Raw genomic sequence first — 12,048 nt, 5'->3', positions numbered from 1 at the left:
ATTCGTCTCGACCTCCGTGTATTTTACTTAATCATATCACGTTAGCTCGGTACGACATCTATCCTAACAGAGGGGGTGGGCGACAATGGGAAAGTTAGTGATTGGATTTGGCAGATAGATCCGCTAGATGGAACAAATAATTTTGCGATAGGGCTACCTGTCTTTTCTTCTTCCTTAGTATTACTACATAAAAATATACCAGTATTAGCGATAATATATGAACCAATATTAAATAGATTATTTATTTCTAATATAAATAAAGGTACATATTGCAATGAAAAATCTATTCTTATGGAAGATACTGAAAAACGAAAAAAGTTGACTGTTGGATGGATTCAAAGTCATGAGGTTCAAAATGATCAAAATGCAGTAAAATTAAGACAACACATAGACTTAAATTGCAAAAGGATGATACGACTTTGGGCGCCAACAATCCAATGGTGTATGTTGGCCAAAGGAGATTTAGATGGAATAATACTATATAATTCACCCGGAGAAGATTTATTACCAGGGGTACTTATGGTTAAGGAAGCTGGAGGAATTGTAATTGATTACGATGGTAATGATTTTACTGGGTCGGAGAAAATACCGTATTTAATAGCCTGCCATCCGAATAAAAAAGGTATTTTGCTTGAGCTAGTTAATGAAGGGTTGCATAGTAAATTTTATACCGAGAAATTAAATAAATGATGAATAAAGCTTAGGGGGAAAGCCCCATGTTATTTCATCAGTATTTTTGAAAAAGGACGACAACATTTCCGGCATGATTTAGATTAATTAATAACTTCAATTTAAAAAGCAATGGAGATAATAACAATCTAATATTGAGAAGCACATATAGTACAGACGTCTAGGTGAATACTAGGCGTTTTGATTTTTAAGAAAAAAGCTCAAACTTGTATGAGAGAAAACGACACTATGTACCAATGAAACTTAATAGATCCGCATAGGTTATTTTGCTAACTTAAACGTTAAACGAGATATGTTATGTCCATGACTCCATATTACATCCATCCGTATCTTACTCATCTGCATCCAAAGTAGTCGGACGCAGGGTCTTTTCACATTAACGGGTTACTTGGGATGTTGCCTAAGAAAAACACTTAAGCAGAATGTTTCCAAAAGATTGACGTAGACCTACTATTTTCACTTTACAGTTTACTGATTATTTTCCTGCTAAAGCGAGTCAATTAATCGCCCACTAAATTTATTTACGATACCAGCCTTCTTCAAAGTTAAGACCCAATAGTTTTCCGAACTGAATACCGAATGGAATGAACGCAGATCCCCATGCCGTAATAATGTTCCCATCTTGCACCACTAATTCATCTATATAATTCGCATCTTCGAATAAACCAGAACTTTTTCTAACCTCATCCATTAAACCGACTGTAAAATTTTTATTCTTTAGTAATCCCGCTTTTGCCAGTAAGGCAGGAGAACTAGAAATACTCGCAATAATGAATTTGTCTCGATCTGCTAGTTTTTTAATGAAATCTATATATGCTGGATTTGTAAGAACATTAGAGATGTCCATACATCCAGTTAATAGAAGACTATCCAATGTATCATAATCAACTTGATCGATAGTTAAATCTGCTATTAAAGTTAGACCCGCTTCTCCCCTGACTGGTTCACTGTCTATTGAGATAATACTGATAGGTTTGGTACCTTGCATTAAAATTGATAAAGCTGTTGTTAATTCATATTCGCTAAAATCAGGATAAATGAGAACTGCCGTTTTTTTCATGGAAATGCCTCCCTTTAATGCACTAAAACTTCTTATTAATTCAAAACACATATAAATTATACGTTTATAAACAAATAATGGCAATTTAATCTTTTGATTCATAAAATATTACTGCGCACATGTTTGAAAACAAATTTTATTGTAACGGTGGGTTAAACATGCTTTAGCAGCGACAATTTAATATTTACCACATAAGCTATAATCGCAATAATTGCCAAAAAACCAAATACCGTATTAATTCCGTAAGCTGTACCAAGCAAGCCCAATAAAGGACTTATTATAACAACACTCCCTTGATTGATAATCATTCGGAAACTGGCCATTTTACCATTGAACTTGCGATCTGTATTAATTTGCTGTATCGCTTGATAATGGCTTCTAATCCAAGTAGTCAGCATGCCTATCATAAATAAGCTAGTGCCAACAAAAATAAATTGCGTGCAAAATGCACATAGCATAAGACAAATACTAAGTAAAACAAATCCCCATTTTGAAAATGCCTTTTCGAATGCTTCCAAATATTTCGTCGTACAAAATCCTAGAACAATCCCTCCAATTGTTAGGGAGATTTGCAAATATCCATACATTTCCGACTTATTTGTGAAGGTTTCATACGTATAAGCTGCCAAAAAACCTGTCGTACAATGTGTAATCACTTGTCCAGAACCTAATAATATAAAAAGCTTTATAAAAATAGCTTTTGATTTGGCATAGCGAAAGCCATCTTTTATATCTTGATGAATATTGATCTTTTGTCGAATTCCATCTGATGAATGATAGGGGAGTTGAAATGAAACAGCGAATGCAATGATAATCATAAAAATCATCATAACGAAAATATATGAGATGGAATATAACAGGAATTGACTGGCAATAAACGCGCCAATGACCCCGCCTAATATGGAGATAGAAGCAGATTTAGTGAACATGTATTTTAATTTTCCGGCTTCATAAAGGTGTGTCATGTAAACTTGTACGGAAGGCCTAAATATACTTCCAGCTAATTGCATCATCATTTGTGCGATAAACAATAGAAAGACAGTTTCTGAAAGGAAGCTTAATATAGTGAAGCTTATTGCGGAAAACATTGTTGCCAAAGAAATTTGCATCATCTTTTTTGCATCCCACCGATCCACAATTGCCCCAATATAAATATTCGTTAGTAAACTTGGCAAAAATCCAAAACTTACATAAATGCCTGTTATCGTAGCACTGCCTGTAGAAGCAAATATAGTCCAGGAACTGACGACCAAAAATGCCCCGCTTATAAAATCTAATGAGAATTGAATAAAAATGAATCTTTTTGCAAATAGCATGATTTACTCACCGACCTTTTGCTTTATAATAAAAGTATAAAGAGGACGTGGAATTTTAAAAATGGACATTTTATATTAAGATGTCCCCTTTTATAAATGGAGGTGGTGGAGCATATGTATAGCTTGCTGAAATTATCGTTATTGGACTCAAAGCAATTATCGATCAAAGAAATAGCTAAGGAATTAAATCTCAGTCCCAAACAAACTGTCCGTAAATTAAAGCAATATGAGCAGCAAGGAGTTCTAACGTATATTCCGGGAAAGGGAAGGGGCAATAAATCCGTCATAAAATGGCATAAAAATGTGAAGCAAATTATAAAAGAAAATTCAAGAAATCCACAGTTTAGAGTAAAAATGTTCAAACAGTTGGAGTTCGAGGACTTGCCGGAAGCATTTTTTGCTAATTTATTTTCTGCATTATTTTTACCGTACAGCGGAAATCGCAATGCATTAATAGTCCCTGTTTATAACAAAGAGATAACAGTCAATCCTTTAAAAATTAGGGATACAGAATGTGCATGGATTGCCATGCATCTTTATAGTCGTTTAATTGATCGGAACGGAAATGGAGATTTAGCTTATCATTGGGAACAAAGCGGAAATCATCATGCATTTTATATCCGGACAAATTTAGTTTGGCATAACGGGGAGCGTATGACGATGGCTCAAATTGTGACCTCCCTGGAGAATTCCTTTCACCATGGAAAATACAAATTTCATGGACAAAAGATGAGAGGCATCACTTTTTCGGGAAACCGCTTAATTTTTTATTATGAAGGGGAACTTGAGGAATTGTTGCTCGTATTAGCCCAAGTTGAATTCAGTATTCAATATGAACAGCTTTATTCTGGCGCTTTTAATATGAAACGTACTGCAACAGATCGTTATGAGCTAACGAGCAACAAAAATTATTATTTGGCCAAGCCGCTTATTCCGAATATTATTCTTCAAACAATACCATCGCAGTTAACAAGAAAAATCACGCTGGATAGGCAAGCGGAAAGATGTTTGCATGAACAATTAGAATTTAGTAGTGTATTTTATCTTTATTACAAAGAAAATTTGCCATCTGCAGAAAAACAAAAGATAGAACAGTTTTTCGCATACTTTGCAGTAGAAGTGTCACGGCTAGATGACACGAAGAAAGCATTGCAAACATATGCGGAGACTAAGTCATGTCTTAATAGGGAAATTAACGTGGGCTTTTTAGTCAACAAAATCAAATACATAGAGCTATTAAAGCAACTTGGGCACCCTCATCTGCATGTTACGCTTCTATCGGCAGGAGAAGTTAATGACCTGGAATATTTATCTGCTTTTGATTGCGTCATTGTTCCGCTGTATAGAGAACATCAACTAGAAGAAAATGATTTGTTGCTAACGAAATTTTCTGTAAAAATTCCACTCTATGAATCATACCGTAAAATGTATTATCCTAATAATTTCATTCGAAAAGGGCATGATCTATACGGCTACCCAAATCTAATAGAAAGCTGTTTAATCGATTAATGCTTTTTATCAAAATCAGCGTGTGACTAATAGCTTTATTGCATCTGCTTTCTGTTGGAAACTAGGGAAATAGATTCTGTATAATGTTTGGCTTACTTGTAAAAGAGAGTGTGCTTATGGATGGTAAATTTGTTTAAGGAAAGCTATACAATAAATCTAGGATCCGTTTTATTCCAATTATTGGTGATAATCTTATTAGCAGCGAGTTCCTTTGGTGTGGAGCATTTGAAAAAGGCTAAGTTTTAAAATGGAAAGTGAGGATATACCTTGAATACTATATTTATACATGGACTTGGGCAGAATCCTTTATGCTGGCAACCTACCATTACTTATTTACCTAAGCAGCCGACGATTGCATGTCCTAACTTGTTTGATTTATGTGCGGAAAAAGATTTTACCTATGATAAACTTTATGCTGCTTTCGTAGCTTACTGTCATAAGTTCACTCCGCCATTAAATCTTTGTGGTATTTCACTTGGTGCCATATTAGCATTAAATTATGCGATTGATTATCCGAAGAAGGTTATTTCACTTGTGTTAATTGCAGCTCAATTTAAAATGCCAAATTTATTAATGATGTGCCAAAGTTTTATCTTCAGTATTCTTCCTGAAAAATATTTTTTGAAATCCGGACTGGAAAAAAACTTTATGATTCAACTTAGTAAATCCATGCTAGATTTGGATTTTAGTGAAGGATTAGAACATATAGCATGCCCTGTTTTAGTTGTATGTGGAGCTAGCGATTTTGTAAATCGAAAGGCTGCAAAGATATTGACAGCCCGTTTATCGAATGCAGATTATAATATTATTGAAAATACTGGGCATGAAGTAAATATAGAAGCCCCTCAGTCATTGGCATTAGCTATCGGAGGATTTTATGGACAAGTAAATTCTTCTGATGCAGAATCCGGTTTTTCAGCTAGCGCTAGTGATTGCAGAAAATGCTTTTAAACTTACTTGCAATGATGGACATTGAATAACACGATAATGATTAATCTCATAATTCCAACGTCCTTTCAATATTAGAGCGTATGGAATTTGCAGTAGCCGTCAATGCAAAAAGCCTTCGAAAGTGAAGGCTCATAGCTAAAGCTGGGAGTGAGGGATCCGGGGTTTATGCATGGGGGCACACTCCAGCTGCTTATTCATTTAAGTTATAGGGTTATATTTTCAGGGCTTTTCTGTTTCTTTAGTAATTGTAATATTCATCCAGCCGAATAAGATGGTCATAACCGGGCTCAATAGGCAGAAAAAGGCGAATGGTACGTATTCAAGTACGGAAACATTAAGCGTGGATGCGATAAATAGTCCGCACACGCTCCATGGAACGAGCGGATTAATCACCGTGCCGGCATCTTCAATTGTACGTGCCAAGTTTTTTGGATGAAGGCTGAGCGCTTTAAATTTTTCTTTAAATGCCTCGCCTGTCAACAACAGTGATAAATACTGCTCGCCAATCGTTAAGTTAATGCCGATTGCGGTGAATGCAGCGCCGGTAATGACAGAACCGATTGACTTTAATTGATTTTGCAATGTTTCAAGCAATGTTTGGATAATGCCGAGTGTAAACAAAAGCCCGCCCATTGACAGAGAAAGCACAATCAAAATAATTGTGAACAGCATGCTATTCATACCGCCGCGCGATAATAACGAATCGATCGCTGCCACACCTGTTTCCATCGAATAGCCATTATATAAAATGGAAAATAACTCATTTAGCGGCATCGCACTATGAATGTAGGAAAGGATGATGCCGCAAACAGCGCTAATGGCTAATGTCGCAATGCTCGGAATTTTAAATAATGTACAAATAACCAAAATAATTAATGGCAATATCGCATACCAGTGAATCAAATTTGTTGCGCGCAATGTTTCTTTATACGTGCTAATTAACCCTGTGTCGATATGCTGGCTGTTCGGCGAAATCACTGCATAAACAGTAAGCGAAATGACGAAAGCCGGTATTGTAGTATACATCATATTTTTAATATGTGTAAATAAATCAATGCCAGCAACAGTCGCCGCCAAGTTTGTCGTATCGGATAATGGAGACATTTTATCTCCGAAGAAGGCCCCTGAAACGATTGCCCCGGCTGTAATGACAAGCGATGCATCAATCGAACTTGCAACACCAAGCATCGCTACACCAACCGTTGCCACTGTAGTTAGCGAACTGCCGATTGCTGTACCGATAATGCTTGTAATTATAAAGGCGATTGCATAAAAAAAGCTGGCGGAAACAATGGAAATTCCTAAATACAATAATGTCGGAATCGTCCCGCTAATCAGCCAGCTGCTAATTAAAACACCGATTAATAGGAAGATATAAATCGCCCCGATGCTTGTGGAAACAGAAGCAATCATGCTTTGCTCCAGCGTGCGGTAGGGCACTTTTTTTATAACGCCATAAACAATGAGCACCATAATCGAAATCAAAATCGGAATATGCGGCACACTGCCTAGCTTCATAATGCAATAGGATATAAGAGTAATAATAAAAAGCATAATAATAAGAGCTTCAAATAAATGTGGCTTTACATGCTGTTTTTCATTCATGATGACGAAACCTCGCTACCTAATTTTGCGCTTCAACGCGTCGAAGTACGAAAGTAAGTGTAGCATTTTATATTGGAAAAGGGAAGAGGGAAATGGCGGAACTTCATTCAGGAGCATTCTGATGCGCAAGACCGTGGCAATGCTAGCTAATGTTTCATAAATTAAAGGCACAAATCGAATTGTTCGGTTTGTACCTTTATTTTCATTCAGCAGAATTCACTCGTGTAATACTTTTTAAAATTATTCAGCTAACATAATCTTTTCCAACTCTAATGGCTCGATATATGTATCTCCTTTGTATGCGCGCATATTGCCGCCTGAAATTTCATCGATCAATAAAATTTCGCTCGTTTTTGCGTCACGTCCAAATTCCAGTTTAATATCATAAAGCGTTAAGCCTTTTTTCGATAACTCTGAAGCTATGAATTTGGAAATTTCGATTGTCCGCTCTTTTAAAATCGCATATTCTTCATGTGTCAAAATATTCAGCATCGCAAGTGCGTCTGCGGAAATTGGCGGATCTTGACGCTCATCATCTTTAATCGTTACTTCAACAAACGCATCTAAATCTTGGCCTTCTTTTGTATACGCACCGTAGCGTCTTAAAAAAGAACCGACTGCTTTAAAGCGGCAAATTACTTCCAATCCTTTTCCGAAAACAGTCGCCGGTTTTACAGTCATTGTTGCTTCTTCATAATTGGCTTCTACATAATGTGTTGGAACGTTTAATGAATTTAATTTAGAGTAGAAGAAAGAAGTTAGCTTTAAGCCTGCTAAGCCCGCCCCGTCAATCGTTAACCCGACAGTGTTTGCCCCTGGATCAAATACGCCGTTTTCTCCCGTGACATCATCTTTGAATTTCAATAAATAAAGTTCATTCTCAAGTTTGAATACATCTTTAGTTTTGCCTATATACATTAATTCCACGTAAAAAACCTCCAATATAAATTCTTTTTAAATTATAACACGAATATTTGAGACGTAAATATAAAATAATGTTCGTATTTTAAAGAAGGACGTCTAACCTCTTTTGTTAGGGTGATATTTGTTTTCAAAGTAATGGTAACATTTGCTATACTGTTTTTAAGGCAAAGGAGTGGTCAATATGGTTGAGACGTATAAAAATATAGCTGTGGCAGTAGACTTTTCAGAAAAGGCGAAAATTGCTTTTGAGCGCGGTGTACGCATTGCAAAATTAACGAATGCTACATTGCATTTAGTATGTGTTATTGATACACACTCTTTCGGTTCAGTGGAAGCATATGATTTAAAGTATGCAAAGGCACTGAAAGAAAAAGCGGTGGATCATTTAAAAGAATTTCAGGAGCAAGCAGTGCAGGCGGGAGTGGCGAATGTTCAAATTATAGTTGAAGAAGGTTCACCAAAAGTTATTTTAACAAGCTTAGCTGAATCGGATTTGATTATCGTTGGGGCAACAGGTTTAAATCGTGCAGAACGCTTCCTGCTAGGCTCAGTATCGGAAAATGTCGTGCGAAATGCAAAATGTGATGTTCTAGTCGTACGCTAAGTAAAACAAAACCCGTAAAATCCAGCAATGGGATCTACGGGTTTTAAATTTGCTAGTAAACACCTTCGACTAGCATTCCATTGGCTACCTTAATAAATCCTGCTATATTTGAGCCGACAACTAAATTTCCTTCATAGCCATATTTCTTGGCAGCTTCTGTGCTTTCATTGAAGATGGACTTCATAATGTCATGCAATTTATTGTCCACTTCCTGGAAAGACCAATAATTGCGCCCGGAGTTTTGAGCCATTTCCAACGCAGACACCGCAACTCCGCCCGCATTGGCCGCTTTGCCAGGACCGAATAAAACATCGCTATCCAAAAATTCATTGATCGCTTCTAAATTGGATGGCATATTTGCACCTTCCGCGACAACTTTCACACCATTTGCGATTAACGTTCGTGCTTGCTCACCGTTAATTTCGTTTTGTGTTGCACAAGGCAGGGCGATATCGCATGGAATTGTCCAAATGCCTTCACAGCCTTCTGTATATGTTGCATTTGGACGATATGTTACATATTCTTTAATACGCTTTCCTTGAACTTCTTTTAACTGTTTAACAACTTTTAAATCAATGCCTTCCGGGTCATAAATATAGCCAGATGAATCTGAGCAGGCAACGACCTTTGCCCCGAAGTGCTGTGCTTTTTCAATCGCATAAATCGCCACATTCCCGGATCCGGAAACAACAACTTTTTGGTTAATGAATGATTGCTTTGCTTCGCGCAGCATTTCGCCCACAAAATAAACCAACCCATATCCTGTAGCTTCCGTCCGTCCTAATGAACCGCCGTAGCCAGGCTTTTTCCCAGTCAAAACGCCGGCTTCATACGCGCCGCGAACACGCTTATATTGTCCCCATAAAAAGCCGACTTCACGAGCACCTACACCAATATCCCCGGCTGGAACATCGACATCCGGTCCGACATAACGGTATAATTCAGTCATAAATGCTTGGCAAAAACGCATAATTTCCGCATCAGACTTGCCTTTAGGGTCAAAGTCGGCACCTCCTTTACCACCGCCGATCGGCTGACTAGTCAATGCATTTTTGAAAATTTGCTCGAACGCTAGAAATTTCATGATGGATTCATTTACAGTGGGATGGAAGCGTAAACCGCCTTTATAAGGTCCGATTACGTTATTGTATTGTACACGGTAGCCGCGGTTGACTTGAACTTGATTTTGATCATCTTGCCAAGCGACTCGGAAGGAAATAATGCGATCCGGCTCCACAATTCGCTCTAAAATATTGTGCTTTATATATTCCGGGTGCTGCTCGAATACAGGCACTAATGAGAGAAAGATTTCTTCCGCAGCTTGCAAAAATTCCGGTTGATGTGCATTTTTTAATTTTAACTTTGAAAATACAGCATCAACATATTGTTGAGCAACTGTAATTGTTGAAATAGTCGTCATATTGTAACCCCCAAATTTGTTAATAGTTATACATTATTATGAATTATCAAACAATTCAATTGTATTTTATGTAACACGAGTACACAAAAATCATGTAAAAAATAGAAAACGTTTTCATTTTATTATATTAAAATAATTAAATGTCGTTATTTTTGGAAAGGATGAAGAGCCATTTTACAACTTTTAATTGATGCAGATGCATGTCCAGTTGTTGATTTAGCGCTGTTTGTTTCATCTCAATATGAGATTAGACCAATCTTATTCTGCGATACATCTCACCGTATCGAACGTGATAATGTAAAAACTATTATTGTGGATAAAGGACCAGATTCAGTCGACTTTAAGCTTTTAAGCAAGCTTAAACGGGGGGATCTTGTTATTACAGGTGATTATGGGCTTGCTGCGATGTGTATAGCAAAAGGGGGGATTGTCGTTAATCATCATGGGAAAGAACTGACGTCTGACAATATAGATCAGCTGTTGGCAATCCGGTATGAAAGTGCGAAAATAAGACGTGCAGGGGGTCGTACAAAGGGACCGAAAAAGCGCACGGAAGAAAATAATTTGGTGTTTGAAAGGAAATTTCGACAAATTTGTGAACGTGCGATTTTATTGAAGGAGGAGAAAGAACATGAGTGAACAAAAATCCGTCGAAAATACTTTAATGGAACGCTTTCCGCTTATTGAAAGGCTGCAGGCGCAACAATATGTGTTTTGGGTAAATACTCAACTATCAACTGGTAAGCCAATCAATTCTTCTATTTCAATGGAGATGGTTCGTGAGGCGGAAGAAAAATTACAGCGTTTTTCTTCTTATATAAAGGTTGCCTTTCCTATTACAAAGTTTTCGAATGGACTCATTGAATCAGATTTAAAAGAAATTGCTGCGATGAAAAAATTAATCGAAGGTCGCCGCGGATTTGCCATACCGGGGACGCTTATGCTGAAATGCGATCATGCACTGCCTATTGCTGGTTCCATAAAGGCACGTGGAGGTATCTATGAAGTATTGAGCTTTGCGGAGAAGTTGGCGATTGAAGCAGGACTTATCTCAAAAACAGATGATTATGCCAAATTTGCGGATGAAGCGTTGCGTAACTATTTTAGTCAATATAAAATAGTTGTGGGCTCTACAGGCAATTTAGGGCTAAGCATTGGTATTATGAGTGCGAAATTGGGCTTCCAAGTGACGGTGCATATGAGCAGTGAGGCGAAGCAATGGAAAAAGGATCTGCTTCGTGAAAGAGGGGTCGAAGTAATTGAGCATAGCACGGATTATACAGAAGCTGTTGCACAAGGAAGGCTCTCCGTAGAACAAGATGCCAACGCCCATTTTGTTGATGATGAAAACTCAATGGACTTATTTTTGGGCTATAGTGTGGCAGGGTTGCGGTTGGAGAAACAATTGAAGCAGGCAAAAATGAAGGTTGATGCACATCATCCACTGTTTATCTATTTACCTTGTGGAGTCGGTGGTGGTCCAGGAGGCATTGCCTATACACTTAAACAGATTTACGGCGAGCATGTGCATATTTTCTTCGGGGAACCGATGCAGTCGCCATGTATGCTGCTCGGTTTGATGACAGGGCTCCACGATCAAATTAGCGTAGCGGATATTGGGTTGACAAATAAAACAGAAGCTGATGGATTAGCTGTAGGACGGCCATCACGATTTGTCGGGACACTAATGGAATCCGTACTAAGCGGATGCTATACTGTGGACGACAGCTTTTTGTTTAGAAGCTTAAAAGGGATGTTCGAAACAGAAAACATTTTCATGGAGCCTTCAGCACATGCCGGGGTTTACGGGCCGATTGAATTAATGATGCAAGGTGCTGCCTATTTGGAAAAGCATGGGCTTGCAGACAAAATGGAAAATGCTACACATATTATTTGGTCAACTGGCGGCGATCTTGTACCAGAAGAATTACGCCAGCAATATTTACAGACAGAGATTTAGAAGGGAAAG

Annotated in this window: 11 protein-coding genes; 6 read left to right on the top strand and 5 right to left on the bottom strand. The window is 37.6% G+C overall.

What is annotated here, in order from left to right:
* Positions 1–75: 75 nt before the first annotated feature.
* The gene (locus ACTHOQ_RS01215; protein WP_440493833.1) at positions 76–690 is read left to right on the top strand and encodes an inositol monophosphatase family protein; all 615 of its coding nucleotides are present in this window, start codon (positions 76–78) and stop codon (positions 688–690) included.
* A 517-nt stretch (positions 691–1,207) separates the two neighbouring features.
* Here ACTHOQ_RS01215 and ACTHOQ_RS01210 read toward each other — a convergent pair.
* Positions 1,208–1,750, bottom strand: coding sequence for a DJ-1/PfpI family protein (locus ACTHOQ_RS01210; protein ID WP_440493832.1), 543 nt, complete (start codon positions 1,748–1,750; stop codon positions 1,208–1,210).
* A gap of 152 nt (positions 1,751–1,902) precedes the next feature.
* Positions 1,903–3,066: an MFS transporter gene (locus ACTHOQ_RS01205; RefSeq protein ID WP_440493831.1), complete on the bottom strand. Its 1,164-nt coding sequence runs from the start codon at positions 3,064–3,066 to the stop codon at positions 1,903–1,905.
* Between the two features lie 114 nt (positions 3,067–3,180).
* On the opposite strand from ACTHOQ_RS01205, the gene ACTHOQ_RS01200 reads away from it, so the two are divergent.
* Together ACTHOQ_RS01200 and ACTHOQ_RS01195 are read left to right on the top strand one after the other, a co-directional pair.
* A complete protein-coding gene (locus ACTHOQ_RS01200) occupies positions 3,181–4,575 on the top strand; it encodes an SgrR family transcriptional regulator (protein WP_440493830.1) in 1,395 nt (464 codons plus the stop codon).
* 267 nt (positions 4,576–4,842) lie between these two features.
* Entirely contained in the window at positions 4,843–5,526 is a 684-nt protein-coding gene (locus tag ACTHOQ_RS01195; RefSeq protein ID WP_440493829.1) for an alpha/beta fold hydrolase, read from the top strand.
* Between the two features lie 219 nt (positions 5,527–5,745).
* Here ACTHOQ_RS01195 and nhaC read toward each other — a convergent pair whose 3' ends face one another.
* The gene (gene nhaC / locus ACTHOQ_RS01190; protein WP_440493828.1) at positions 5,746–7,131 is read right to left on the bottom strand and encodes a Na+/H+ antiporter NhaC; all 1,386 of its coding nucleotides are present in this window, start codon (positions 7,129–7,131) and stop codon (positions 5,746–5,748) included.
* A gap of 240 nt (positions 7,132–7,371) precedes the next feature.
* Positions 7,372–8,058, bottom strand: coding sequence for a phosphoribosylaminoimidazolesuccinocarboxamide synthase (locus tag ACTHOQ_RS01185; RefSeq protein WP_440493827.1), 687 nt, complete (start codon positions 8,056–8,058; stop codon positions 7,372–7,374).
* A 178-nt stretch (positions 8,059–8,236) separates the two neighbouring features.
* Here ACTHOQ_RS01185 and ACTHOQ_RS01180 point away from each other — a divergent pair, with 178 nt between their 5' ends.
* Positions 8,237–8,659 (top strand): universal stress protein, encoded by a 423-nt coding sequence (locus tag ACTHOQ_RS01180; RefSeq protein ID WP_440493826.1) that lies wholly within the window; start codon positions 8,237–8,239, stop codon positions 8,657–8,659.
* A gap of 52 nt (positions 8,660–8,711) precedes the next feature.
* On the opposite strand, the gene gdhA is transcribed toward ACTHOQ_RS01180, so the two are convergent.
* Positions 8,712–10,079 (bottom strand): NADP-specific glutamate dehydrogenase, encoded by a 1,368-nt coding sequence (gene gdhA, locus ACTHOQ_RS01175; RefSeq protein WP_440493825.1) that lies wholly within the window; start codon positions 10,077–10,079, stop codon positions 8,712–8,714.
* Between the two features lie 171 nt (positions 10,080–10,250).
* On the opposite strand from gdhA, the gene ACTHOQ_RS01170 reads away from it, so the two are divergent.
* On the top strand, positions 10,251–10,718 hold the full coding sequence (locus ACTHOQ_RS01170) for a YaiI/YqxD family protein (protein ID WP_440493844.1): 468 nt from the start codon (positions 10,251–10,253) through the stop codon (positions 10,716–10,718).
* Positions 10,711–12,039, top strand: coding sequence for a D-serine ammonia-lyase (gene dsdA / locus ACTHOQ_RS01165; RefSeq protein WP_440493824.1), 1,329 nt, complete (start codon positions 10,711–10,713; stop codon positions 12,037–12,039). The genes ACTHOQ_RS01170 and dsdA overlap by 8 nt, the downstream gene beginning before the upstream one ends.
* Positions 12,040–12,048 lie beyond the last annotated feature (9 nt).

The sequence above is a fragment of the Solibacillus silvestris genome (assembly GCF_051967575.1).
Lineage (GTDB): Bacteria > Bacillota > Bacilli > Bacillales_A > Planococcaceae > Solibacillus > Solibacillus silvestris_B.
The sequence above is the reverse complement of the archived record's forward strand: the minus strand, read 5'-3'. Positions and strand labels throughout refer to the sequence as shown.